23 protein-coding genes and 4 tRNA genes are annotated in these 24,249 nt (G+C 51.8%); 16 read left to right on the top strand and 11 right to left on the bottom strand.

Going from position 1 to position 24,249, the window contains the following annotated elements:
• Nucleotides 1–47: 47 nt before the first annotated feature.
• The 7 genes from dapC to ADINL_RS05625 are packed head-to-tail and all read left to right on the top strand — an operon-like array spanning nucleotide 48 to nucleotide 5,286.
• Nucleotides 48–1,244 carry a succinyldiaminopimelate transaminase gene (gene dapC / locus ADINL_RS05655; protein WP_036544742.1) on the top strand — a complete coding sequence of 399 codons (1,197 nt, stop codon included), beginning with the start codon at nucleotides 48–50 and terminating at the stop codon, nucleotides 1,242–1,244.
• A 15-nt stretch (nucleotides 1,245–1,259) separates the two neighbouring features.
• Complete coding sequence (locus ADINL_RS05650; protein WP_036544740.1) at nucleotides 1,260–1,616, top strand: ArsC family reductase; 357 nt, start codon at nucleotides 1,260–1,262, stop codon at nucleotides 1,614–1,616.
• Nucleotides 1,609–2,640, top strand: a complete 1,032-nt coding sequence (gene dapD, locus ADINL_RS05645) for a 2,3,4,5-tetrahydropyridine-2,6-dicarboxylate N-succinyltransferase (RefSeq protein ID WP_036544738.1) — start codon at nucleotides 1,609–1,611, stop codon at nucleotides 2,638–2,640. Before ADINL_RS05650 ends, dapD begins: the two co-directional genes overlap by 8 nt.
• A 16-nt stretch (nucleotides 2,641–2,656) precedes the next feature.
• Nucleotides 2,657–3,796 (top strand): succinyl-diaminopimelate desuccinylase, encoded by a 1,140-nt coding sequence (gene dapE, locus ADINL_RS05640; protein ID WP_036544737.1) that lies wholly within the window; start codon nucleotides 2,657–2,659, stop codon nucleotides 3,794–3,796.
• Nucleotides 3,793–4,629, top strand: a complete 837-nt coding sequence (locus ADINL_RS05635; RefSeq protein ID WP_036544735.1) for a putative RNA methyltransferase — start codon at nucleotides 3,793–3,795, stop codon at nucleotides 4,627–4,629. Before dapE ends, ADINL_RS05635 begins: the two co-directional genes overlap by 4 nt.
• A complete protein-coding gene (locus ADINL_RS05630; RefSeq protein ID WP_036544733.1) occupies nucleotides 4,626–4,928 on the top strand; it encodes a hypothetical protein in 303 nt (100 codons plus the stop codon). Before ADINL_RS05635 ends, ADINL_RS05630 begins: the two co-directional genes overlap by 4 nt.
• Nucleotides 4,906–5,286: a hypothetical protein gene (locus ADINL_RS05625; RefSeq protein ID WP_152547615.1), complete on the top strand. Its 381-nt coding sequence runs from the start codon at nucleotides 4,906–4,908 to the stop codon at nucleotides 5,284–5,286. Before ADINL_RS05630 ends, ADINL_RS05625 begins: the two co-directional genes overlap by 23 nt.
• A 16-nt stretch (nucleotides 5,287–5,302) precedes the next feature.
• On the opposite strand, the gene ADINL_RS05620 is transcribed toward ADINL_RS05625, so the two are convergent.
• Complete coding sequence (locus ADINL_RS05620; protein WP_036544729.1) at nucleotides 5,303–5,728, bottom strand: hypothetical protein; 426 nt, start codon at nucleotides 5,726–5,728, stop codon at nucleotides 5,303–5,305.
• Nucleotides 5,729–5,942: 214 nt separating this feature from the next.
• Between ADINL_RS05620 and ADINL_RS16635 the strand changes: the two genes are divergently transcribed.
• Genes ADINL_RS16635 through greB form a run of 3 tightly spaced genes read left to right on the top strand, consistent with a single transcriptional unit; the run spans nucleotide 5,943 to nucleotide 8,029 of the window.
• Complete coding sequence (locus ADINL_RS16635) at nucleotides 5,943–6,413, top strand: hypothetical protein (RefSeq protein ID WP_239644337.1); 471 nt, start codon at nucleotides 5,943–5,945, stop codon at nucleotides 6,411–6,413.
• Complete coding sequence (locus ADINL_RS05610; protein ID WP_036544727.1) at nucleotides 6,410–7,522, top strand: GGDEF domain-containing protein; 1,113 nt, start codon at nucleotides 6,410–6,412, stop codon at nucleotides 7,520–7,522. The genes ADINL_RS16635 and ADINL_RS05610 overlap by 4 nt, the downstream gene beginning before the upstream one ends.
• Nucleotides 7,523–7,552: 30 nt before the next feature.
• Nucleotides 7,553–8,029 (top strand): transcription elongation factor GreB, encoded by a 477-nt coding sequence (gene greB / locus ADINL_RS05605; protein ID WP_036544725.1) that lies wholly within the window; start codon nucleotides 7,553–7,555, stop codon nucleotides 8,027–8,029.
• 40 nt (nucleotides 8,030–8,069) lie between these two features.
• Here greB and ADINL_RS05600 read toward each other — a convergent pair.
• The 6 genes from ADINL_RS05600 to ADINL_RS05575 all read right to left on the bottom strand — a co-directional run bounded on the left by ADINL_RS05600 (nucleotide 8,070) and on the right by ADINL_RS05575 (nucleotide 12,428).
• Nucleotides 8,070–8,145: transfer RNA gene (locus ADINL_RS05600), tRNA-Lys, on the bottom strand.
• Nucleotides 8,146–8,163: 18 nt separating this feature from the next.
• Nucleotides 8,164–8,239, bottom strand: a tRNA-Lys gene (locus ADINL_RS05595).
• A 19-nt stretch (nucleotides 8,240–8,258) separates the two neighbouring features.
• Nucleotides 8,259–8,334 (bottom strand) — tRNA-Asn (locus ADINL_RS05590).
• 22 nt (nucleotides 8,335–8,356) lie between these two features.
• A tRNA-Ser gene (locus ADINL_RS05585) sits at nucleotides 8,357–8,444 on the bottom strand.
• 39 nt (nucleotides 8,445–8,483) lie between these two features.
• Complete coding sequence (locus ADINL_RS15915; RefSeq protein ID WP_051632588.1) at nucleotides 8,484–11,267, bottom strand: bifunctional diguanylate cyclase/phosphodiesterase; 2,784 nt, start codon at nucleotides 11,265–11,267, stop codon at nucleotides 8,484–8,486.
• A 105-nt stretch (nucleotides 11,268–11,372) separates the two neighbouring features.
• The gene (locus ADINL_RS05575; RefSeq protein ID WP_036544723.1) at nucleotides 11,373–12,428 is read right to left on the bottom strand and encodes an AraC family transcriptional regulator; all 1,056 of its coding nucleotides are present in this window, start codon (nucleotides 12,426–12,428) and stop codon (nucleotides 11,373–11,375) included.
• 228 nt (nucleotides 12,429–12,656) lie between these two features.
• Here ADINL_RS05575 and ADINL_RS05570 point away from each other — a divergent pair, with 228 nt between their 5' ends.
• Nucleotides 12,657–14,603: a DUF1302 domain-containing protein gene (locus tag ADINL_RS05570; RefSeq protein ID WP_036544721.1), complete on the top strand. Its 1,947-nt coding sequence runs from the start codon at nucleotides 12,657–12,659 to the stop codon at nucleotides 14,601–14,603.
• Nucleotides 14,604–14,618: 15 nt separating this feature from the next.
• Complete coding sequence (locus tag ADINL_RS05565; RefSeq protein WP_036544719.1) at nucleotides 14,619–15,956, top strand: DUF1329 domain-containing protein; 1,338 nt, start codon at nucleotides 14,619–14,621, stop codon at nucleotides 15,954–15,956.
• Nucleotides 15,957–16,002: 46 nt separating this feature from the next.
• Here ADINL_RS05565 and ADINL_RS05560 read toward each other — a convergent pair whose 3' ends face one another.
• Nucleotides 16,003–16,509 (bottom strand): NlpC/P60 family protein, encoded by a 507-nt coding sequence (locus tag ADINL_RS05560; protein ID WP_036545535.1) that lies wholly within the window; start codon nucleotides 16,507–16,509, stop codon nucleotides 16,003–16,005.
• Nucleotides 16,510–16,692: 183 nt separating this feature from the next.
• On the opposite strand from ADINL_RS05560, the gene ADINL_RS05555 reads away from it, so the two are divergent.
• A complete protein-coding gene (locus ADINL_RS05555) occupies nucleotides 16,693–18,033 on the top strand; it encodes a DEAD/DEAH box helicase (protein ID WP_036544717.1) in 1,341 nt (446 codons plus the stop codon).
• A gap of 231 nt (nucleotides 18,034–18,264) precedes the next feature.
• Nucleotides 18,265–19,188: a histone deacetylase family protein gene (locus ADINL_RS05550; protein WP_036544715.1), complete on the top strand. Its 924-nt coding sequence runs from the start codon at nucleotides 18,265–18,267 to the stop codon at nucleotides 19,186–19,188.
• 59 nt (nucleotides 19,189–19,247) lie between these two features.
• Here ADINL_RS05550 and ADINL_RS05545 read toward each other — a convergent pair whose 3' ends face one another.
• The 3 genes from ADINL_RS05545 to ADINL_RS05535 are packed head-to-tail and all read right to left on the bottom strand — an operon-like array spanning nucleotide 19,248 to nucleotide 21,965.
• Nucleotides 19,248–20,642: a TRAP transporter large permease gene (locus ADINL_RS05545; RefSeq protein WP_036544713.1), complete on the bottom strand. Its 1,395-nt coding sequence runs from the start codon at nucleotides 20,640–20,642 to the stop codon at nucleotides 19,248–19,250.
• Between the two features lie 2 nt (nucleotides 20,643–20,644).
• Complete coding sequence (locus ADINL_RS05540) at nucleotides 20,645–21,193, bottom strand: TRAP transporter small permease subunit (RefSeq protein ID WP_036544710.1); 549 nt, start codon at nucleotides 21,191–21,193, stop codon at nucleotides 20,645–20,647.
• Nucleotides 21,194–21,224: 31 nt separating this feature from the next.
• Nucleotides 21,225–21,965, bottom strand: coding sequence for a sulfite exporter TauE/SafE family protein (locus ADINL_RS05535; protein WP_036544708.1), 741 nt, complete (start codon nucleotides 21,963–21,965; stop codon nucleotides 21,225–21,227).
• Nucleotides 21,966–22,134: 169 nt separating this feature from the next.
• On the opposite strand from ADINL_RS05535, the gene ADINL_RS05530 reads away from it, so the two are divergent.
• A complete protein-coding gene (locus tag ADINL_RS05530; protein ID WP_051632587.1) occupies nucleotides 22,135–23,058 on the top strand; it encodes a DMT family transporter in 924 nt (307 codons plus the stop codon).
• 86 nt (nucleotides 23,059–23,144) lie between these two features.
• Nucleotides 23,145–24,239: a TRAP transporter substrate-binding protein gene (locus ADINL_RS05525; protein WP_036544706.1), complete on the top strand. Its 1,095-nt coding sequence runs from the start codon at nucleotides 23,145–23,147 to the stop codon at nucleotides 24,237–24,239.
• The last annotated feature ends 10 nt before the right edge of the window (nucleotides 24,240–24,249 follow it).

The raw sequence follows: 24,249 nt of genomic DNA, 5'->3' as shown, positions 1-24,249 counted from the left end.
CAGACTTAAAACCCTGATCTGATCAGGGGTTAACACAGGATACCTGCATGAACAGCGATCTGAACAAGTTGCAACCCTACCCATTTGAAAAGCTCGCTGAGCTGACACGTGATATTCAGCCTGCAGCGCATCTGGAACCAATTTCACTGGGTATCGGGGAACCCAAGCACCCGGCACCAGCACTGGTAGCGGATGCGGTGCGCAATAATCTGTCAGGCCTTTCCAACTACCCCACAACCAAAGGGTTGCTGAGCCTGAGACAGGCCATTTGCGATTGGGCAACACGCCGCTTCAATCTGCGCCAGGGCAGCTTGGACCCTGAGCAGCATGCACTGCCAGTTAATGGCACTCGGGAAGCCATTTTTGCCTTTACCCAGGCCTTGATCAATCGTGCGCCTGATACCCTGGTGGTATCGCCCAACCCTTTTTATCAGATCTATGAAGGTGCCGCCTATCTGGCAGGAGCCGAACCCTGGTATCTGAACTGCACCCTGGAAAACGGTTTCATCCCTGACTATGATTCCGTGCCTGCGTCTGTTTGGGAGCGCTGTCAATTACTGTTCATCTGTTCACCCGGCAACCCGACGGGTGCAGTCCACAGTGCAGAAACACTGAAAAAGCTGATCGCATTAGCCGATCAGTACAACTTCGTACTCGCCAGTGATGAGTGCTACTCAGAGATTTATCTGGACGAGTCCACACCACCGGTCGGACTGCTGCAGGTTTGCGCCGAAATGGGCCGTGATGACTATCGCAACTGTGTCGTCTTTCACAGCCTGTCCAAACGCTCCAATCTGCCCGGTATGCGTTCCGGCTTTATTGCCGGCGACGCGGCATTGATCGGTCCATTCCTGAAGTACCGCACCTATCATGGCTGCTCAATGCCGGTTCAGCACCAGATAGCCTCCACAGCTGCCTGGCAGGACGAAGCCCATGTGATGGAAAACCGTGATCTGTATCGGGAGAAATTTGCTGCCGTACACGAAATCCTGTCGCCGGTAATGGATATCTCTTTGCCTGAAGCCAGCTTTTACCTCTGGGCAGCCACACCGATTGATGACGAAGCCTTTACCCGCGGCCTGTTGCAACAGCAAAACCTGACGGTATTGCCTGGACGCTACCTGTCACGCGAAACGGATGGACTGCTGCCCGGTGCCGGTTATGTACGCATGGCCCTGGTCGCAACTGTTGAAGAGTGTGTCGAAGCCGCCACACGTATTCGTCGTTATGTAGAATCACTTTAAGTCTGGAGACTCTTGATGTTCACTCTCTATGGTATCTCCAATTGTGATACGGTCCGCAAAGCGCGCAAGTGGCTGGATAGCCAGGCAATAGATTACCGTTTTCATGACTTTCGCAAGGATGGCCTGAGCGCTCAGGATATCGAACGCTGGTTGCAACAGATCGGACCGGATACACTGATCAACAAACGAGGCACCACCTGGCGTCAACTCTCCGATGCTGATCGGCAGCGTGCCGAAACAGAGATCACAGCGCTGTTAGTGGACTACCCTGCGCTGATCAAACGCCCACTCCTGGAAAACCAGGCAATCTGCACAGTGGGCTTTAACGAAACCCTTTATCGCGATTTAATCAACGGAGTTCCTCATGAGTAATTTTGCATTTGGTTTAGGTGTTGGCAGCCAATCAGCCGCGGGTCAATGGTTGGAGGTCTATTACCATGCTCCGTTGCTGAACGCACCTGAAACCCTTATTCAGGCTGTAGCCGAGATTGTTGGCTACAACGGTGGAAACCAGACCATTGAACTGGCAGAGAGCCAGCTGAAAGCCCTGGAAGTCGCTTTTTTGTCTGTCGATGCCGAGCAACAGGCTGAGCTGACAGAGATTCTCGAAGGCACACGTCAGCCACTGGTGGTCTGTATCCTGGAAAGCGACCAGCAACCGCAAACGACGGCAGAAGTTTATTTAAAGCTGAGCTTGCTCTCCCATCGTCTGGTCAAGCCACACAGCCTGAATCTGACCGGTATGTTTGGTCTGCTCCCCAATGTTGCCTGGACATCCGAAGGTGCTGTCGCGGTCAATGAGCTGGCCAATCGCCAACTGGCTGCCCGCGCGCAGGGTCGCATACTGGAAGTATTCAGCGTCGACAAATTTCCGAAAATGGCTAACTATGCAGTGCCTGAAGGCATACGTATCGGTGATGCGGCGCGTATCCGCCTGGGTGCTTATGTGGGTGAAGGCACCACGGTAATGCATGAGGGCTTTATCAACTTCAATGCAGGCACCTTGGGCGTCAGCATGGTTGAAGGGCGCATTTCAGCTGGAGTTGTCGTCGGTAACGGTTCCGATCTGGGAGGTGGCTGTTCTACCATGGGCACACTGTCTGGCGGTAACAATGTCGTCATTTCGGTGGGAGAGAACTGCTTGATTGGTGCTAATGCCGGACTGGGTCTGCCACTGGGAGACCGTTGTACAGTAGAAGCCGGTCTGTATGTCACCGGCAGCTCCAAAGTAACCCTGCTGGATGATCACAATCAGCCGGTTACGGTGGTTAAAGCCGCCGAGTTGGCAGGCAAGTCCGATCTGCTATTCCGTCGCAATTCACAGACAGGCCAGATTGAGGTAAAAACCAATCAGTCTGCTATTGAGCTGAACGCTGAACTGCACAAGCACAACTGATCCGGGAACCGCTGACATGTCTGCTGAATCTGCCACGCTGACACTGGCCAAGGAACTGATTCGTCGTCCATCCGTAACACCGGAGGACGCCGGGTGTCAGAGCTATCTCAGCGCCCGTCTTGAAGCACTGGGTTTTATCATTGAGCCGATGCCCTTTGAGGAGGTCACCAACCTCTGGGCACGCCGTGGTACAGAAGGACCACTGTTCTGCTTCGCCGGACACACAGATGTAGTGCCACCCGGTCCACTCGATCGCTGGCGCTTTCCGCCGTTTGAACCCACCGAAGCGGATGGCTATCTCTGGGGACGTGGTGCTGCCGACATGAAAGGCAGCATTGCTGCCTTCATGACTGCTCTGGAACGTTTTATTGCCGAACATCCAGATCACCAGGGCTCTATTGCCCTGCTGATTACCAGTGATGAAGAAGGTCCATTTATTAATGGTACCACCCGTGTCATAGACACCCTGGAAGCACGCCAGGAAAAAATCACCTGGTGTATTGTTGGCGAGCCATCCAGCACCGCTCAAGTGGGTGATGTCATCAAAAATGGTCGCCGTGGATCGATCAGCGGATCACTGACGGTCAAGGGAAAGCAGGGACATGTTGCCTATCCCCACCTGGTCCGCAATCCGATCCATCTGGCCGCGCCTGCGCTGGCAGAACTGTCACAAGAGGTCTGGGATCAGGGGAATGCGTTTTTCCCGCCGACCAGCTTTCAGATATCCAACATCCATGCGGGCACAGGTGCCACGAATGTGGTACCCGGTGAACTTAACGTCGAGTTTAACCTGCGCTTTTCCACCGAAATTACCGACCAGATGATCCGTGAACGTGTCGCCACCATTCTGGATCGCCATCAGCTGGATTGGCATATCGACTGGACACTCTCCGGCCAGGCATTCCTGACTGCAGCGGGTGAGCTGGTTGATGCCTGTCGTACCAGCATCCAGGCCGTTACAGGGCTGGAGACTGAGCTGTCGACAGCAGGAGGCACTTCAGATGGTCGCTTCATTGCACCCACCGGAGCTCAGGTTGTGGAATTAGGTCCGATCAATGCCACTATTCATCAGATTGACGAGCGCGTCAGCGTGAGTGATCTGGACACGCTGTCCAGCCTGTATGAACAGATCCTGATCCGACTGTTAGCCCGATGACACCTGAACTGCGATGTCCGGTGTGCAGCGCTACCCTATACCCGGACCACCCGGACCATCCACGCAGTCTGCGCTGCGCAGAGGGCCATACGTTTGACCGGGCCAAACAGGGTTACTGGAATCTGCTGCTGGCACAACGCAAGCGCAGTCGTGCTCCTGGTGATAATGAACAGATGGTTCTGGCCAGGCAGCGGTTTCTGGAACAGGGGTACTACCAACCCATCGCTACCGCCATTACCGAGACACTGCAACCACTCCTGCAACCACTTGTGCAGCCTCAACTGCTGGATCTTGGCTGTGGCGAAGGCTACTACACCCGGCAGATAGCAAAGCAACTGTATCATACAACCTGCATCGGATTAGACATTTCCAAGGCCGCTATCCGCGAAGCCAGCAAGCAGGACAAAACCTCGACCTGGCTGGTCGCCACAGGTGCCGACATCCCCCTCCCTGAGGCCTCATCAGATGCCGCCACCCTGATCTTTGCAAGGCTACTGCCTGAGCCTACAGCCCGTATACTGAAACCCGGCGGGTACTTTCTGGTGGTCTGGCCCGGACCTGACCACCTGCGTGAATTACGGGAGCAGATTTACACAGAAGTGCGCGATTCAGACCTCAACCCCGACGCGCAACTGCATGAATACTTTGAGGTGATCAGTACGCAAACCTTGCGTTTTCGCTTTGGCATCAGCGATACTCAGAGTTTAAGTGATTTGCTGATGATGACCCCGCATGGCCAACGTCTCAGCCAGAGTCGTCGCGAGCAACTCTTAACCCTGGACAGACTGGAAATTCAGGGTGATATTCGACTCAGTCTATATCGCAAACGATGATATCAATCAAACAACGCCTGCAAACCATCCGCCGGCAACTACACCGCCGTGCAGACAACCCACGGGAAAACTTTATCTGGTTGTTGTGCGGTTTTTCACTGTTCATGCTGGGCTTGATGGTCATCAGTATTGCCCAGTTTCTACTGACCGATTCGGTGACAGCCGAACTGGTAGCCCTGCTAGGGCTAATATTCATGATCAGTGGCGGCGGGCTTGCGATTGCAGGCTATCTGGGGCTGAGCGTTTTACGGATTTTACGTTTTCTGGATTCTGATGATGACAAACCATCCCGACATTGAAATTTATATTAAAAATACCCGTCTGAGCAGCATTGTGGACTGGCTGTCTGCACGCTTTGAGCAGTTTGAACCTACCGCCAGCAAAGGCATGCTGCATCAATACGAAGCCCGCTGGCAACAACAGCGTTTCGCTGTTGCGATTCATGAGCGTGCTCTGGGAAAATCCTGGATTAGCGTCTGGTTTCAATCAGCACACACCCCCTGGCAAATTGACCTGGAATGCGCGCGTGAAGCCTCTGAAAAACTGAATGCCCAGGTTCGCTGCATTGCCTCAGGCTGGCAGGAAGGTGATGATCCGGATGAGTGGTGGCGCGTCGAGAAAGGGCAAGAAACCAAAATACAGTGGGTGACTGACTGACATCAGCCAGTAGATCTCAGGCAACAGCCTGGAAACCCTCTCGGGAAGCCGTAATCTGATCCAGCATCTGACCTCCCAAAGAAGCCAGGGACAGCTGTGCAAAACGGTCATTCATCAATGGACGCTGTAAGGGTGTTTCACTACGGACCCGTAAATAGCTGACCAAATAGGCGTATTCACCACGCTCATCATGAGTGACCGCATGGTTCAGGCGTGACACCATATCCACATTGAGCAGGCTATCAGGTTCCGGATAGCGCATCACTGCAGGCTCACTGGCTGTATTTTCAAGCGGCCGACTACGCTCGTGACTGGCTGCGATCAAACTCAACAGCAAGCTGAATTCAGCCCCTCCAGGCGCCCGTACGGCCTGCGGCAGGCCAGCGGTGTACTCCTCTACCCGCCGAATGTACAGATCGTTCGCAGCCTGATTCAACGCCATGCAATACTCCTCGTTAATCATTCACTTATCGGCAGCACAGCAATAAACTTTAATGCTCAGATCGAGTTCCTGATCAGGTGGATACCTGCTGGTTTGTCCACACAGATCTGCTAGAATAAAAGACTGTTCATTTTTTATTCATCTGAGCATTGGCATGCTGATAAACACAGCATTGCTGTCTGGATACTGAAAATAAAACCGGAGTGGTTTAGCCATGCGTTTAAGCGCTTATTTCGCGGGGCTGCTATTGTTTATCTGCAGCACCCTTCTATCTGCCGAAAGCCTTTCAATCACCTTGATCACCCCGGAAGGTGAACAAACCATTACTATAGAACAGCTACGCGATCTGGCCGGTGAAAGCCTGGAGATTTATGACCCATTCAAACGGGAAACCTTGAGCGTACGCGGTATTGAGCTGCCACGATTTATTGAACACTTTGCTGCAACGCATACTCAAGCCAGCGCTCTGCGCTTTGTCGCAGCGGATGATTATGCCACGCTGCTGAATGACTGGAATCAGGACAACTGGTTACTGGTGACTCACGAGCAAGGACAGCCCTTGCGACTGCGTGACCACGGCCCGGTCAAGCTGGTTGAAAAGCAACTGGGCACACGCAATCCTGAAAACCTGCGCAACTTCAATGACTGGGTCTGGATGATCAAGCAAATCGAGGTTGTGGAGTGAGTGACAGCGGCTTACGCCAGCGTACCAGCTGGCTGTGGCTCAGCCTGCTCAGCTTCAGTATCATTCTCGGATGGATCACCTATGAAACCCGCTGGTTTTATCCAGAGATGCGTCGCTACTTTGGCGATGCCGGTACACTGATGGGACAACAGCTGGCCAGCCGCAGTCGCCATCATCTTCAAGCAGCTCTCGCTGATCTGGCACAACATGCCGAAAATAACAGCTTGTCGTTAGAAAACAGCATTAACCAACTGGATATGGCCTGGGGGTTTCTCAATATTGCTGTATATCGTGACGGATATGTCTGCACCCAGCCCAGCCTGGCCCAAATGGATCAGTTTATTGATCGTCTAGCCACCACGCCACCACCCACTGCCCAGGAATCACTCAATACGCTGCTACCAATCCTGGAGTGTCTGACAGAAATTGAACAGGGGCAATGGGATAAGCGTTCTGCACTGGCCATGGAAGTAGCCGAACGCGTCAGCCTGCATCAGCGCATGTTACTTTGGGGGGCTTTGGTTCTGTACCTGATGGGCATCGGGTTCTGGTGGATGCACGAACAGCAACGCAAAGCCTACCATCGCAATCTGCGCGACACACTCCGCTGGAAACGCCAAGCACTCCATGACCCACTGACAGGTGCCCTCAATCGCCGCGCACTGGATACTGATCTGAATCTTCACTTTGAACGCAAAGCATCAGGTAATTACAGCTTTGTGCTGTTGATGTGTGATATCGATTTTTTCAAACCCTATAATGACAGTCTCGGACATGCTGAAGGCGATAAAGCCCTGCAACAGGTAGTTGCGGCCATCCGCAACATTCTGCGTCAGGAAGACCGCATTTACCGCTATGGCGGTGAGGAGCTGGCTGTCATCCTGACAGGCGCAGAGGCAGAAGAAGGCGTAGAGATCGCTTTTCGGGCCCTGGAAGCCGTCGAGCAACTCAGAATCCCCAATCCGGGCAGCCCTTCTACCTACCTGACCATCAGTATCGGTGTCAGCTGCGCAGGCATTCACACCCCGAATGCCGACGCACTGATTCGTGATGCTGATCGCAAGCTTTACCAGGCCAAGCACAATGGCCGCAACTGTCTATCCACCTGATTAGTCGCTCTCATTGGAAACTGTTGATTCATGAAAAGCAAACTCATTACCCGTGCAGGCTATCTGAAGCTGAAACAGGAACTGGATAATCTCTGGAAAGAGGAACGTCCGGAAGTCACGCGCAAGGTCACCTGGGCAGCCAGCCTGGGAGACCGCTCAGAAAATGCCGACTATCAATACAACAAGAAACGCCTGCGAGAAATTGACCGGCGGGTACGCTACCTGCTGAAAACACTGGAGCAGATACGCATCGTGGATTACTCACCCGAGCAGGAAGGGAAGGTTTTTTTTGGTGCCTGGGTCGACATTGAAAATGATGCTGGCGAACAGCGTCGCTTTCGGGTTGTCGGATACGATGAAATTTTTGAACGCAAAGACTATATCTCTATTGATGCGCCCATGGCTCGCGCGTTACTTAAAAAATCGGTTGATGACGAAGCCTGGGTGGAGACACCGGCAGGACGCACCTGCTGGTACATTACAGCCATTGAGTACGAACGGGAATAATCGGTTGGCAAGGACGCCTGAGATCAAACAGAAAAGGAAATGGTGGGTCGTATAGGATTCGAACCTATGACCAATTGGTTAAAAGCCAACTGCTCTACCGACTGAGCTAACGACCCGAGGTGGCAGATGATGAGTGGTGGGTCGTATAGGATTCGAACCTATGACCAATTGGTTAAAAGCCAACTGCTCTACCGACTGAGCTAACGACCCGCTCATCTGCCTGAGTTGATGGCTCCCCGAGCTGGACTCGAACCAGCGACCAATAGATTAACAGTCTACTGCTCTACCAACTGAGCTATCAGGGAACAACTCTTGCATTTCATCCTTTGGCGGAGGGACAGGGATTCGAACCCTGGGAGCCTCTCGACTCGTCGGTTTTCAAGACCGGTGCTTTCGACCACTCAGCCATCCCTCCAAAGGATGAGCGCAAATTCTACAGCCTCAGCCGAACATGTCAACACTTAATTTTATCAATCGCTTGTGGATGGGCAAAAAAGTATCCCTGAGCGATATCGCAGTCCAGTGATTTAAGAAAATCCAGCTGTGCTTCCGACTCAACGCCCTCTGCAATGACACTGATACCCAGACTATCGGCCAGATTAATAATCGCCCGAATGATCGCCTGATCATCCTGATCCTGCTCAATGTCTGCAACAAAGGTCCGATCAATCTTCAGGTAATCGATTGGCAATCGCTTCAAATAGCTCAGTGACGAATACCCCGTGCCAAAATCATCAATAGCGACACTGACACCCAACTTACGCAACTCACTCAGTTGCACTACTGCCTGATCCATATCACGGATCAAGGCCCCTTCAGTAATTTCAATACAGAGCCGGGTAGGATCCAGTCCTTCCTCGTCAATACACTGCCTGATCAGTGCCAGCCAGCGATCACCTCCGAACTGCCTTGGCGAGATGTTCACCGCCATCTGCATACCGGTTTCCAGCCGGGGTAACAACTCTCGACAGGCCTTAATCAACATCCAGCGTGTCAGATCGGCAATACTGTCTGACTCTTCTGCCACTGGAATAAATTCAGCCGGTGACACCCACCCCAGCTCGTCACTGTGCCAGCGCATCAACACCTCGAAACCAAACACTTGCCCTGTCTGTAAATTAATTTCCGGCTGATAGACCAGATGCATTTCATCTCGTGCCAGTGCCTGCCTGAGACCATGTTTGATCTGCATTAACCGATGATTACGCTGATCCAGCTCTACATCGAAGAACGCATAACAACCTCGCCCCATCGCCTTGGCATGGTACATGGCCGCATCTGCATGGCGCATCAACTGATCCAGATTCTCACCATCACGCGGATAGCTGACAACACCAACACTGCAGCCGATCGTAACTTCCACATCATTAAGCTGAAACGGCTGGCTTAATACATCAATCAGATTCTCGGCAATACTCGCAAGCGCAATATCATTTTCAACCGGCGATATCAGCAGAGTAAATTCATCCCCCCCCAGGCGACTGACAATATCACTGTCCCGTACCTGAGACAGGATACGGTCCGCGACCTGCTTCAGCAGCAGATCTCCAGCTTCATGACCAAAGGAATCGTTGACATCCTTAAACAGGTCCAGATCTACAAAAAGCAGTGCAAAATTTTCATGATAGCGTCTTGCCCGAGCCAGAAACTCATGCACTTTTTCCTTGAAGGCCAGACGGTTAAACAGCCCCGTCAGGGAATCCCGATAGGCAAGCTTACGTAATCGTGTGCGCGCCTGATACTCTTCAGACACATCCTCGAAAATACCGAAATAGCCACTGATCATGCCATGCCGGTCACGGATACCGCTAATCGACAACCTGACCGGATAAGCAGTCCCATCCGGACGCTTGTTCCACAACTCACCTTTCCAACTCCCTTCAGTAGTGACCTGTTGCCACAAGGACTGATAGAAGTCACTGTCATGCAGATCAGATTTCAGAAAAGCAGGATCTCGCCCCAACACCGCTTTGCGCTGAAAACCGGAAATGCGTTCAAAGGATGGATTGACGTCGACCACACGATTTTGCGCATCCGTGATCATAATCCCTTCGGCAGCATGCTCAAAAATACGCTTTGAGACATTCAACATATAGGCATTACGTTCCTGCTCAGTCACATTCGTCGCAACCGAACAGATCGCTTCAGGCTCTCCCCGATCATCAAACAGAGGAAACTTCACCATGAACCAGCTATGCATGACGCCAGATATCGGAAAACTGATCTCAAACTGCTGTGGACGCCGGGTACGCACGACTTCATCATCGTAATACTGAATTTCTGCCGCGTAAGGTGGCTCCAGGAGATCAAACACCTGCTTACCCAGAGGGTCACTGCCGAAATAGTTGTAAAAATGCCGATTCCCCAGGGTGTAGTGGCCTTGCAGGTTCTTGATATACACCATTGAGGGAATATGCCTGAGAATACTGTCCATCTGCTCATGAGTGCGCAGCAGTTCATCACGACTGCTGCGTAGTGATACCTGCATATGATTCAAGGCAGCCGCGATCACGCCGAGTTCATCCCGACCACTCAACGGAATCGGTTGATCCAGATGTCCTTCACGAATACGATTAACAGCCTCCGTAATAACGCCCAGCCTGCGACCAATAAACCACTCAGACCAGACCCAGAGCAGTATTGCCAACACACCAATAGCAAAAGAAACCCATAAAAACACGCTTTCAAGGTGATACCATCCCTGCTGAGCAGCGTGATTCAAATCCAGTTCAAGCAGAATCAAACCGCTGTCGCCTTGCAAGTGTGAGGAATACTCACCATCAGGCAACTGAATTGAAATCAGACCATACAAGCTATGCTCATCCCGGGTAACGAGTTGTATTATTGCCCCCTGCTCCTGTAAAGCCTGAAACGGCAAACGCCGGTCAACATGCAGAGACACTTGATCCAGGTGCTGTCCTTCAAAACCTGCAGGTGTTGCAGCAAGAATAATCATCGCCTCATCCATCACCAGCAGGTGGCGGATCTCCTCATGTACACCGGTTGCAGCAATTTCCCGACGCACACCTTCGAGATCATCACGGGAAAGCAAATATTCCATACCGCCTTGAAGACGGTTCAGGGTATAGGCAAGATTGGTCTCAGCGGTCTGGTAAAACAACCGAGTTATGTATGGCTTAAGCACCAGATGCGAACCCAGCAACAGCAACAGCACGCAGGCCAAGATCAACAGCGGAATCGAGCGACGCAGGGAAAATAACGGAAAGTGACGGATCATGGCCATACCTGATAGCAATGCCTGGTTCGGTAAGTAAACGACCTCCCTGATACGCCTACATAGTTTGGTAGTATTTTAACCCGAGCGCCCTGCAAAAACGATCATCTAACGGTAATGTTCAGTATATTCCGTGCTGCGCCGATATTCACCCGGTGTCATGCCGGTCCATTTTTTGAAGGACCTGAAGAAAGCTGACGGCTCATCAAATCCCATCAAACCCGCTACATCATTAATCGACAGTTGAGGTGAGTTCATATAATTGATCGCTGCAGCGCGTCGTTCGTCATCTTTGATTTTCTGGTACGAGGTGCCCTCTTCCAGCAAACGCCGACGCAGTGTCGAAACTGACATGTGCAATGCCCGCGCTACCTCCTCAGCAGACGGCAGCTCACGGCTGAAGTCCTTACCCAGCATGGAGATCACACGGGCCTTGAGGCTCTTGTCATCATCCACCATCACGATCAGCTGATAGGGTGCCGTTTTCAGAAAACCTCTCAGAGACTCCTCATTCTGAGCCAATGGCAGATCAAGAAAGTGTGCCGGAAAGACGATCGCATCTTCGTGCTGACTGAACTTCACCTCTGACTGAAACAGTTTGACATACTGATCCGCATCACCCGGATCAGCAAAATGGAAATATGCCGCTTTCAACTCCAGCCGGCGCCCAATCAACCAGCTCATGAAGTGATGCCACATTGATAGCGATGTACGGATCTGCAATGGTGATTCATTGTCCATCAATGCCTCAAAATCGGCAGGACTGAGACTTTCAATCGGCGCAAAAGACACCTTGGCATAACGTCCCCGCCGGACCAATACCGGCTTGATCATCGAGCCACGACAGATTTCGTAAAAGTCGCTGCAACGGCGTAACGCCCGCTCCAGCGTTGTACAATGAATGATCGCGTGACACATCATACGGAAGGTGCCATTCGGCACCCGTCCTCCACTGAGCATACCAAAGGATTCATCCTGGGCGATCCACATAATATGCTGATACAGCAATCCAAATTTGTAAGCAGGCAAGCCGGTATTCTCAGCCATTTCTTCACGGCTGATATCAACATGACGAAGCAGATCATCGGTATCGAACCCCTGTGATTCCGCCATAAACAGTAAATGGCGCACATAGCCGGTCGGCACCGTAATCGTTTTCTCCACTGAGACCTCCTATCACCTTGATCAATCGCTGAAATCTTGATCCAGCGCACAAAAATGTCAGCCGGATTGAACTCTAATGTTATTGTTCACTTGCCAGCTTTACATGAGACTGGCAGTCATTGCAGTTCCGACCTAAGCTGCGATTAAGAGGTAATGACAGCTCTTTACAACAGCCTAGCTTAATACTAAACCTCAGTAAGACAATAATAACAAGGTGGATTGAACGAAATGGCAACTCAAAATCCGTATCTTCAGGGTACGCACGTACCTCGTCGTCACAAATGGACCCCCACCCTGCTGACCACTCTGCTCGCTGCCGGCTTCACTGCACAGGCACAAGCACTGGAATTCCAGCTAGGTGAAATACAAGGCCGCTTTGACTCCAACATCTCAATTGGCACCAGCATCCGCCTGGACAATCCGGATAGCGGGCTGATCTCTCAGCCCAACAATGGTACCAGCATGGGTTCCGGCAGTTACGACGATGGCACCCAAAACTTTCGTCGTGGAAAGCCCTTCTCTACGGTACTCAAAGGCGTACATGATCTCGAGCTTCGTTATGAAAACGTCGGCTTTTTTGGTCGCGGGAAATACTGGTACGACTATGAACTGGAAAAAGGCAGTCGAGCTCATGGCCACATTCCTAACGGCTACACACCCAACACCCGACTGAACGACAGTGATTTCAATGATTTTGCCAAATTCAGCGGCATTGAGCTTCTGGATGCCTACTTCTATGGCGCATTTGATCTGGGCAACATGCCCCTGGATCTTCGCATTGGCCGACAGGCGATTAACTGGGGTGAAAGCACCTTTATCCAGGGCGGCATTAATGCCTTCAACCCTGTAGATGTAACAGCTTTCCGCCGCCCTGGCGCGGAATTGAAGGAAGGTCTGCTACCATTTGGCAGTGTATTCGCCTCACTGGGCCTGACGGACAACCTCAGCGTAGAAGGCTTCTATCAGTATAAATGGGAGCCAACGGTTGTAGATGGCTGCGGTACCTATTTCTCCAGTAACGACTTCGCCCCTCAGGGATGTGACGGTATTCGAGTATTCTCTCAACTCGGGCAACCACTCATCGACCTGACAGTCGGTGATCAGGATTATTTCAACCTGGCATCTGGCGGCCAGTGGGCACTGAACGGCATCGACCCGGTAGTACGCAGAAACCTGGATGGGCGTCGTGAAGGCAGCGACAAAGACCAGTTTGGTCTCAGTTTTCGCTATTTCGCCGAAAACCTGAACAACACTGAATTTGGCCTTTACTTTGCTCGCTATAACAGCCGTCTGCCAATGATCAGCGGGATCAACTCATCACGCAACCCAGGTGACACTCAAATCTTTATCCCTGGACTAGGCGTCATTGATGCGGCGACGGCGGCAGGACTGGTTGCAGGCGGGCAACTTCCACCCGAAACAATGGCTCTGTTCCCGCTTATCGCCGCCTTCGATTCTGAATATTATATTGACTACCCCAACGGCATTAATATGACAGGCCTGAGCTTCAGCACCAATCTGGGTGATATAGCCTGGTCTGGTGAAATCAGCCATAAGCGTAACGTACCAATTCAGGTCAACGGCCCCTTGCTGGTTGGTGCTATCTTGCGTCAGAACATCGGTGGCGTAGGCAATACAGCAGCTGATCAACTGGTACAGCAAGCCGGACCAGGTGGTGTTATTCAGGGCTACGGCACGTTTGACGTCACTCAGACCCAGACTACATTTATCAAATTCTTTGATAATGTGATGGGCGCCAGCCGACTGACAACCATCGCAGAATTGGGTTGGACCCATGTTCATGGACTGGATGAAGGTGCTGATGCCATGAAATATGGCCGCTCCGGCATTTTTGGTTATGAGGCAGGTGACACCAGTGGTTTCGTGACTCGAAACTCCTACGGCTACGTGCTGCGTGGTGCACTCGAATATCCCAATGCATTTGCCGGTATGACACTGACTCCAGAACTGAACTTCCGTCATGGCGTCAAGGGTAATGGCCCTGAACCCGGCGCGGCTTTCCGTGAAAATGAAAAAGCGATCAATATAGGTCTGACGGCAGATTATATGAATCGCTATCGTTTTGGTGCTTCTTACACCAGCTTCTTTGGCGGCTCATTCAATGCCGAGAAAGACCGTGACTATATTTCACTGAATGCCTCAATTGCCTTCTAAGGTTGGAGAATAAGAATGATACAACTGAGTCTTCCAAAAAAATTACTCTGCACCGCCCTGCTGCTGACATTAGCAGGGGGGCTGCAGGCCAATGCCGAGCGGCTGACACAGGATTTAACACCTGTCGGTGCTGAACGCGCAGGGAATGCTGACGGCACGATTCCAGCCTGGGACGGAGGTATTTCTCAAAGTTCAGACCGCTATACCAACCCGTTTGCGGATGAACAGCCTCTGTTTGTCATCACTGCAGAGAATTATCAAAACTACCGTGATCGTCTGTCCGATGGACAGGTTGCCATGTTCCAGCGCTACCCGGATACTTTCCGGATGCCGGTATACCCGACACACAGAACAGCAGCACTACCCGAACATATCTATGAAGCGGCCAAAAACAACCTGAACTCAGCTCGCCTGACCGAAGATGGTAACGGACTGCTGGGTTTCAACGAAGCCCTGGCTTTCCCCATCCCGGAAAATGGATTGCAAGTCATCTGGAATCACATGACCCGCTACCGCGGCGGTGCACTGGAACGTAACTTTGTTCAGGTGCCTGTACAAGCAAATGGCAGCTTCACACCGGTTCGCATTAATGAAAAACTGTCCTGGCCAAGCTATTTGAAAAGCTCTGCAGACGGCGAACGTCATGACAATATTCTGTTCTACTTTGTTCAGGAAGTTACAGCACCTGCTCGTCTGACCGGCAACATTCTGCTGGTACATGAAACCATGAACCAGGTACAACAACCTCGCCAGGCCTGGACTTACAACTCCGGACAGCGACGCGTACGTCTGGCGCCCAACATTGCCTATGATGCACCAGGAACAGCAACTGACGGCCAACGTACTACAGACAATCTGGATATGTTCAATGGTGCGCCAGATCGCTACAACTGGAATCTGGTTGGCAAGCAAGAGCTGTACATCCCCTATAACAGCTGGAAGCTGGCAGACCGCAACCTGTCATACAGTGACATACTGCAGGCGGGTCACCTGAACCCGGACCTGACACGCTACGAGCTGCACCGGGTATGGAAAGTTGAAGCCACCTTGAAAGACGGCCAACGTCACGTCTATGGCAAGCGTACCTTCTATATCGATGAAGATACCTGGCAGATTGCCACTGTTGACCATTATGATGGTCGTGGCGAACTCTGGCGTGTCGGTGAAATGCACCAATTCCAGTACCGTGATGTTCAGGTTCCCTGGGCAGTCGCCGAAACCTTCTATGATTTGCAGTCCGGCCGCTACCTGGTAGGAGGACTGACAAACGAAGAAGGTGTTGGCTATGACTTCACTCAGCGCTTTGACTTCCGCGACTTTACTCCACAGGCAATCCGCCGCATGGGTCGATAAGAATCGTAGACTGGAGATACAAAAATGCCCGCTATGCGGGCATTTTTTATAGACTGGCGACCTGAATCTGGGTCGGTTCAACCGGGCGCCGAGCGGTCCAGTAATTACGCTTCCAATACGGATTATCCAGCTTGGAAATGATCACACCACGACTGGTAGACGCATGTAAAAACTCACCCTGCCCCAGATAAATACCAACATGCTGTGTTCTTCCGGTATTAAAAAAGACCAGATCCAGCGGTTGCAGCGCCTGGCGTTGTACCGGCTGCCCTAAAGAAACCTGCTCAGAAGTGGTGCGCGGCAACTGAATATCAAATGCATCAGTAAAGATATTCTGTACCAGTCCGGAACAATCTACACCACGCTTATCCTGACCACCCAAACGATAAGGCGTACCCGCCCAGTTTTCAAACTGCTGCTCCAGTACCAGGCGAAGATCACCCTGTACACCTGTGACCACCGGCGCTGGTGCCAGAGGTTGAGTAACCTGACGTCCAGTTGAAAAACAACCGGTTAAGAACAACAATAAAGCCAAGACTAAGATTATACGCATAAGCTTCAGAATCGTATGAAAATTAATCGGCAAAATTAACCTAAAACCCGGCTATGAACAAGTGAATTCTTTTTGACGTTTAGACGGCTGATCCTCATCAGGTTCATCCACCTATCTTTTATCCGACAGCCCGGTGATTTTCTGTTAGGATTAACAGATACAACCCTAGGAGATAAGGCTTAAGTGTTTACCGATATCCAACTCAATGAGCGACTGCAAAAAGCGCTCGATGCCCAAGGAATTCACACCCCAACCGAAGTACAGCAAGCAACTCTGGAACCGGCGCTACAGGGCAAGGACCTGATGATCAGTGCTGTCACGGGTAGCGGTAAAACCTATGCATTTCTCCTGCCCTTGCTTCAGCGCTTTATTGATACACCCGCTCCACGTTCAGCGACACGCGCCCTGATTCTGGTGCCGACACGCGAACTGGCAGAGCAGGTCAGTAAGAGCTGTGATCAACTGGCAGCCTTTACCCAGATCAAATCCATGAGCGTGTTTGGTGGCGTAGGTTTCAAGGAACAGGCAGCTCGCCTGCGCAAAAACCCTGAAATACTGGTCGCCACACCAGGACGGCTATTGGAGCATCTGGAAAGCGGCAGTGTCGACCTGTCCGATCTCGAAGCACTGGTACTGGATGAAGCGGACAGAATGCTTGATATGGGCTTCAGCGAAGATGTGCTGAAAATCGCCACTGCCTGTCGCAGCGAACGCCAAACACTCCTGTTCTCCGCAACACTGAACACTCGTGAAATAGGTCACCTTATTCAGCAGGTAATGCGAGACCCCGAGGCTTTGCTCCTGAGCGATGCCCGCACCCGGGTAACCGCCATCACCCAGCAAATTGTCCTGGCAGATGATGCCAAGCATAAAGAGCGCCTGCTCAACCAGCTGCTGACAGAGACTCCGTTTCAACGTGCACTGATCTTCACCAATACCCGAGTCGCTGCCGACCAGTTGGGCCACTTGTTGCGCTATCACAAGCACCGTACAGCCGTACTGCATGGCGATATGGATCAGCCCCAGCGTCGTTTGGTTCTGCAACGCTTTCGGGACAATGCCATCCAGATTCTGGTTGCTACTGATGTCGCAGCACGTGGACTGGATATAGAAGGCGTCGACCTGGTGATCAACTATATGATGGCTCGCAGTGGCGATGACTATGTACACCGTATAGGTCGAACAGGCCGAGCAGGGCAACAGGGTACCGCCATTTCGCTGATATCAGCCGCCGAATGGAATCTGATGTGCAGCATTGAACGTTACCTGAAAGTAAAATTTGAACGCCGCACCCTGGCTGGACTGGAAGGCAGCTTTAACGGTCCGACACGTACCAAATCATCGGGTAAAGCTGTCGGTAAAAAGAAGCGCACTGACAGTAAAAAGCCAGAGGCCAAGCCCAAGGTCAAGAAGCGCTTGCGTGATCAGAAAACCATTGGCAAGCGCCGACAGCCCAACATTCCACCCAGTGGCGAGCAACCTGTCGATCAGGGGTTCGCACCCTTGAAAAAGAAGAGCACTTAAAAAGAAGAGCTCCTGAAAAAGAAAAGCACCTGATGCTGGGTGAAACATCAGGTGCTAAAGGTACAGTTCTATGCTGTTTTTGAAGTCTAGCGCTATCACCCAGGTCTCAAGTTGACTCAGATCAACAAACTGGTGAGTGGCGCTTTATTTCGCCAAATACAACTTTCGCCTAACGCTCTAGTCCGCGGTTTTCCTCTAGAATAGGCTCAGAGATGAGGAGAAAAATAACCCATGACAACCGCCTATATCACCCATGAAGACTGCCTGTTGCACAACATGGGACCGGATCACCCCGAAAGTCCTGTTCGGCTACAAGCGATCCGCAAGGTACTCGAACGTACCGGTTTGATGGATCACCTGGATCAGTTAACTGCAGTTCCGGCAACGCCTGAGCAAATTCAACTGGCTCATGCCAAACTGCACCAGAAAAAACTGGAAATGAAGCTGCCCAGGGAAGGTGTCGTCTATACAGATGAAGATACAGCCCTGTGCCCACATTCTCTGGATGCCGCACAACTTGCGGCAGGTGCCGTGATATTGGCAACTAATCGCGTACTGTCTGGCAAGGCCAACAACGCCTTCTGCGCTGTGCGACCACCCGGACATCACGCTGAATACAACCTGCCGATGGGCTTTTGCTTTTTTAACAATGTAGCGATTGGCGCCTGCCATGCATTGCTTCAGCCCGGCATAGAGCGTGTCGCTGTCCTGGACTTTGATGTGCACCACTGCAATGGCACTGTAGACATTTTTAAAGATCGTCCGGAAGTACTGGTCTGCTCCACATTTCAACACCCTTACTACCCCGAGCGTTACTGCGAGATTGATCGCCCGAACATCATCAACTGCCCACTACCGGCGCACTCGGCCAATACACTCTTCCGTCAGGCGATCGAAAATGCATGGATGCCTGCCCTTGAGGCTCATCGCCCTGACATCATCTTTATTTCTGCCGGTTTTGATGCGCATAAAGAAGACCCGCTGGCAGACTTGAATCTGGATGAAGAGGATTATCGCTGGGTAACACAACAGATCCTGAAAATAGCGAACACGCATAGCCAGGGTCGTGTCATTTCCGTACTGGAAGGCGGTTATAATCCGGTATCACTGGCCTTTAGTGTCCAGGCACACCTCGAAGTACTGGCCGGCTTTTAATCTGCACCAGCCTTCAGAAAAAGCAACGGGGCTTCGAAGAGCCCCGTTGCGTTGACTGATCAGCGTCCGTAGATCAGATCCGGAAGCCAGGTAATCAGCCCCGGGAAGGCAATCAGCAAACCAATCGCCAGAACCTGCAGCACCACAAAGGGCAAAGCGCCCTGATAGATATGCCGTGTGGTAATCGCATCCGGCGCCACACCCCTTAAATAAAAGAGCGAGAAACCGAAAGGCGGTGTCAGGAAGCTGGTCTGCAGATTCACTGCAACCATGACCCCCAACCAGATAGGATCGATATCCATCATCAGCAGGATCGGCGCTGTAATCGGGATCACCAGGAAGATAATCTCAAAGGTATCCAGAATAAAGCCCAACAGGAACATCAGCAGCATCACGAAGATAATGGCGCCCACCTTGCCACCCGGCAAGCTGTTGAGGAAATCACTGACCAGCTCTTCGCCTCCCATCATCCGGAAAACCAGCGAGAAAACCGAGGCTCCAATCAGGATGATGAAGATCATGGTCGTGGTATTGGCTGTTGCAAACATCACCTGACGCAAGTTTGCAAAGGTCAACCTGCGGCGCAGCGCTGCCAGGATAATCGCACCCACTGCACCAACTGATGCAGATTCTGTAGGTGTCGCAACACCCGCCAGAATGGAGCCGAGTACTGCCACAATCAGAACCAGCGGAGGCACCAACGTGAAGATGACATCATGCAGCAAGCGCTTGCGCTCTTCATCTGTCACCTCCAGTGCTGGACAGGTTTCCGGATGACGGATTGCCTTGTAGATCATAAACAGCATATAGATACCGACCAGCATCAATCCGGGAATAAAGGCACCGGCAAACAGGTCTCCAACCGATACAGGCGTTGGGGCAAAGTTCCCCTTGGACATCTGCACCTGCTGATTCACACCGGCAAGCATATCACCCATGAAAATCAGCACCGTGGAAGGCGGAATGATCTGCCCCAGGGTACCGGACGCACAAATCACCCCCGTCGCCAGCTTGGGATCATAGCCTGCCCGCATCATCGCAGGCAGGGAGAGCAGCCCCATGGTCACAACAGTGGCACCCACAATGCCGGTTGAGGCAGCCAGCAAGGCACCCACTACGATCACTGAGAGTCCCAGGCCTCCACGCAGTTTGCCAAACAGCCTACCCATGGTGATCAACAACTGCTCAGCAATACCCGACCGTTCCAGCATCATACCCATGAAGATAAACAAGGGCACAGCAACCAGCACTTCATTCAGCATCACCCCAATGTAACGCGGAGCAAGGCTGGAAAAGTTTGACAGATCAAACACTCCAAGAGCGTGACCTATTGCAGCAAAAATAACCGAAGTCCCTGCCAGCGAAAAAGCCACCGGGAAACCCATCATCAATACACCGATGATGGTAAAGAACATCAATAACGAGAGAATTTCACCCAATAAAACCGGATCCATGCTCAACCCCCTTCCTTATAACGGTAGTTTTCAGGAACCAGCTCTTCATGATGTGTCAGAATAAGTACACTGCGCATCACCATGGCAAGCGCTTGTAGCGCTACGACTGAAACGAAAACCAAAATGAAGGACTTCACGACATAGAGGCCGGGCATACCACCGAAGTTGCTGGAGCCTTCCATAAAGCGCCAGGACCGCTGTACGTAAGGCAAGCTATAGGTGGTAATAATGTAGAGGAACGGGGCTATAAAAATAATCGCACCGATCAGGTCAATCCACGCCTTACGGCGTATACCAGCAGGTCGATAAAAGATATCCACACGAACATGGCCATTCTGAAACAGCGTAAAGCCTGCTATTCCCATGAACATCATACCGTTCAACCAGACGTAAAGATCCTGCATCCAGACGTACCCGGTTGAAAAGAAATAACGTAGCACCACCACGGTAAAGCAGACCAGCACGATTCCCAGCGAAAACCAGGAAAACAGATGACCCAGTAGCAGATTGATCCGACAAATCAGCCGGATCAACAATGAGAGCATTTTCATACAACCTCTCGTTTTTATGTTTTTATGTTATTTACAACAAACGATAGGCAAAAATCATCGTCATGATTAATCCTACCAACACCACGAAACGCTTTACCCAGATAACCGGCAAACGCCTTGCCAGCGCAGCACCCTGATAACCACCGAGCGTTGCAGCCAGCATCATCAGCATGCCTTCTGTCCAGATAATTTTTCCAGCCCACGCAAATGCAGCCACCGAAATAAATGACAGCACAAACGACAGACTGTTTTTGAGTCCATTCATCAGGTTCAGGTTTTGCATACCGGCAGCAGCAAAAAGTGCCAGCAGCATAATACCCAGACCACCGTTAAAATACCCACCGTAGATTGCCACCAGGAACAGGCCTGGCAATAAGGGTAAAGGTAAACCACTTTTGCGCACTTTGGCCATCAGCTGTGGTCCCAACGCAAACATGGCCGTTGCAAACAGCAACAGGGCCGGCACCACAAAGGCAAAGACAGTTGCAGGTGTAACCAACAGCAAAAGCGCTCCGCACAGCCCTCCGATCAAAGCAATTGCAGATAACTGCAGATGTCGCTGCACGCTAAGCTGACGCAACTCATGCCGAAACCCCAGAGAACCACCGGCATAGCCAGGCAATACGGCAACGGCACTGGTAGCATTAGCGACAATCGGTGGATAACCCGCCCAAACCAGTGCAGGGAATGTCAAAAAACTGCCACCACCCGCTACAGCGTTGAGCACACCGGCAAAGTAGCCCGCCAACAGTAACACACTCAACTCAAGCATGGATCAGGCTCCAGCAGATTCAGGGATACGGATTTACGCCAAAGTGGCGCGTTTATACCGGTATAAAAAGCTTTGGTCAAATATAATCCCGGAAAACTGGTCCTACCAGCTTGAAAGACCTCTCAATACAGGTTCAAATAGCTTACCTTATAACGATAAAGATACACTGATGCGTTTAAAATCCGAACACCTGGCTTATCTGTTACTGGCAGCCACCACCCTGTTCTGGGGCGGCAACTTTATTGTTGGCAGAGCGGTGTCAGCAGAAATACCTCCCGTCGCTCTTGCATGGTGGCGTTGGTTATTCGCTTTAGTATGTATATTACCCTTTACCCTTCAAAGCCTCTGGTCGGTTCGACAGGCCATTCGTCAGCACTGGAAGTTTCTGACACTGGTTTCCATACTCGGCGTTACAAATTTCAATACCTTTGTTTACCTGGGCCTGCAAACCTCAACAGCCACCGATGCGGTACTCTTACTCTCTGCGACACCCGTTATCATCCTGATTTTCTCGCGACTGCTGTTCCATGAGCCCATCACGCGGCAGCAACTTGTCGGCATCACCCTGTCTCTAAGCGGAGTACTGGTTATTATTACCGGTGGCGTTCCTACGCATCTGGCAGCTATTTTTCAAGGCGCTGCCAGCAGCCTCTGGATTCTGGCTGCAGTCATCAGTTGGTCACTCTACTCCGTACTATTGCGCAAGCGCAGTTCGGACTTCAATGGACAGGCTTTCTTCGCGATCACCGTCATTCTTGGCTGGCTCTGCATCACCCCCTTCTATCTCCATGAGCACTGGATTCAGAATGAGCAGATGCCCTGGACGCTGAATGCCGTTTACAGCATTACCTATGTAGGCTTGTTTGCGTCCGTGTTTGCATTTCTGTTCTGGAATCGTGGCGTTGAGATTCTGGGAGCGAACCGGGCTGGCAATTTCATCCATCTCATTCCAGTCTGGGCGCTATTGCTGGCCAGCGTGACACTGGGTGAGCGGATGCATTGGTTTCACTGGCTGGGTATCGTACTGATTTTCAGCGGCATCGCTTTGGCTAGCCTCAAGCGCACATCAGTACCACAGGCCGCAGCTCGATAAAAATTACCACTAACGGAGCAGTCGCTATTTCATAAACACTGTTCTAGAGTAAACCTGCAAAACAATAACTCTAATGGAGATTAACCATGAAACGTCGTAGTTTTATCAAGGGGGCCGCCATAGGCGCCGGAGTCGCTGCCACAACTGTCGCCGCACCCGCCATTGCACAACGTCGTATTACCTGGCGCATGGTCACCACCTGGCCACGTAATTTCCCTGGTCTGGGTACAGGTGCACAGCGTCTCGCTGATCGCATTACCGCCATGTCTGACGGAAGATTGACCGTACAGGTATTCTCCGCTGGCGAATTGGTCCCCGCGCTGGGCACCTTCGATGCAGTCATTGAAGGCTCAGCAGAAATGAGCCATGGTGCAGCCTACTACTGGCAGAACAAGAGCCAGGCTACATCCTTCTTCACCGGTGTACCCTACGGGATGACTTCTCGCGAGCTGGCCGCCTGGATGCGCTACATGGGTGGACAGGAAATCTGGGATGAGGTCTATGACCAGTTCGGCGTCAAAGGCTTCCTGTCAGGCGATACCGGCACTCAGGCAGGTGGCTGGTTCCGTAAAGAGCTGACCGGGCTCAGCGACATTCAGGGTTTGCGTTTCCGTACCCCGGGTCTCGGCGGACAAGTCTGGCAACGAATGGGCGCAACGGTAGTCAACATGGCTGGCGGTGAGATCTACGCTGCCCTGCAATCGGGAGCATTAGATGCTGCCGAGTTTGTTGGACCCTACAACGACCTGGCGCTCGGATTCCACCAGATCTGCAAAGATTATTACTTCCCAAGCTTTATTGAACCAGGCCTGGCAACCGAACTGGTTGTAAATAAGGACAAGTTCTCTGCACTGCCAGCCGACCTGCAGGCGATCGTCGAGTCCGCCTGTCAGGCCGAGTATGACCAGGTTGCATCCGAGTTCTACGCCAACGACCCAATCGCACTGAGAACTCTGGTCGAGCAGCATGGCGTTCGCGTACACCAATTCCCGGATGAAATTCTGGAAGCCGGTGCCAAAGTATCCATGGAGCTGCTGACCGAAATTCGCGAAAGCGGTGACACTCTGACCAAGAAAACAGCTGAAAGCTTTGTCAGCGCACTGAACACCCTGCGCACCCGTACAGACAACACGGATCAGGCCTTCCTGGCAGCCCGTGCCAAGTACTTCAAGCTGGATTGATCATACACCT

The organism is Nitrincola lacisaponensis, from assembly GCF_000691225.1.
Classification (GTDB): domain Bacteria; phylum Pseudomonadota; class Gammaproteobacteria; order Pseudomonadales; family Balneatricaceae; genus Nitrincola; species Nitrincola lacisaponensis.
The sequence above is the reverse complement of the archived record's forward strand: the minus strand, read 5'-3'. Positions and strand labels throughout refer to the sequence as shown.

Coding starts and splice junctions, on each gene's coding strand:
- dapC (WP_036544742.1), top strand. CDS start 48: ATGAACAGCGATCTGAACAAGTTGCAACCCTACCCATTTGAAAAGCTC.
- ADINL_RS16635 (WP_239644337.1), top strand. CDS start 5,943: ATGCGTTTAAGCGCTTATTTCGCGGGGCTGCTATTGTTTATCTGCAGC.
- dapD (WP_036544738.1), top strand. CDS start 1,609: ATGAGTAATTTTGCATTTGGTTTAGGTGTTGGCAGCCAATCAGCCGCG.
- ADINL_RS05570 (WP_036544721.1), top strand. CDS start 12,657: ATGGCAACTCAAAATCCGTATCTTCAGGGTACGCACGTACCTCGTCGT.
- ADINL_RS05635 (WP_036544735.1), top strand. CDS start 3,793: ATGACACCTGAACTGCGATGTCCGGTGTGCAGCGCTACCCTATACCCG.
- ADINL_RS05525 (WP_036544706.1), top strand. CDS start 23,145: ATGAAACGTCGTAGTTTTATCAAGGGGGCCGCCATAGGCGCCGGAGTC.
- dapE (WP_036544737.1), top strand. CDS start 2,657: ATGTCTGCTGAATCTGCCACGCTGACACTGGCCAAGGAACTGATTCGT.
- greB (WP_036544725.1), top strand. CDS start 7,553: ATGAAAAGCAAACTCATTACCCGTGCAGGCTATCTGAAGCTGAAACAG.
- ADINL_RS05545 (WP_036544713.1), bottom strand. CDS start 20,642: ATGGATCCGGTTTTATTGGGTGAAATTCTCTCGTTATTGATGTTCTTT.
- ADINL_RS05535 (WP_036544708.1), bottom strand. CDS start 21,965: ATGCTTGAGTTGAGTGTGTTACTGTTGGCGGGCTACTTTGCCGGTGTG.
- ADINL_RS05530 (WP_051632587.1), top strand. CDS start 22,135: ATGCGTTTAAAATCCGAACACCTGGCTTATCTGTTACTGGCAGCCACC.
- ADINL_RS05630 (WP_036544733.1), top strand. CDS start 4,626: ATGATATCAATCAAACAACGCCTGCAAACCATCCGCCGGCAACTACAC.
- ADINL_RS05550 (WP_036544715.1), top strand. CDS start 18,265: ATGACAACCGCCTATATCACCCATGAAGACTGCCTGTTGCACAACATG.
- ADINL_RS05560 (WP_036545535.1), bottom strand. CDS start 16,509: ATGCGTATAATCTTAGTCTTGGCTTTATTGTTGTTCTTAACCGGTTGT.
- ADINL_RS05625 (WP_152547615.1), top strand. CDS start 4,906: ATGACAAACCATCCCGACATTGAAATTTATATTAAAAATACCCGTCTG.
- ADINL_RS05620 (WP_036544729.1), bottom strand. CDS start 5,728: ATGGCGTTGAATCAGGCTGCGAACGATCTGTACATTCGGCGGGTAGAG.
- ADINL_RS05650 (WP_036544740.1), top strand. CDS start 1,260: ATGTTCACTCTCTATGGTATCTCCAATTGTGATACGGTCCGCAAAGCG.
- ADINL_RS05565 (WP_036544719.1), top strand. CDS start 14,619: ATGATACAACTGAGTCTTCCAAAAAAATTACTCTGCACCGCCCTGCTG.
- ADINL_RS15915 (WP_051632588.1), bottom strand. CDS start 11,267: ATGATCCGTCACTTTCCGTTATTTTCCCTGCGTCGCTCGATTCCGCTG.
- ADINL_RS05540 (WP_036544710.1), bottom strand. CDS start 21,193: ATGAAAATGCTCTCATTGTTGATCCGGCTGATTTGTCGGATCAATCTG.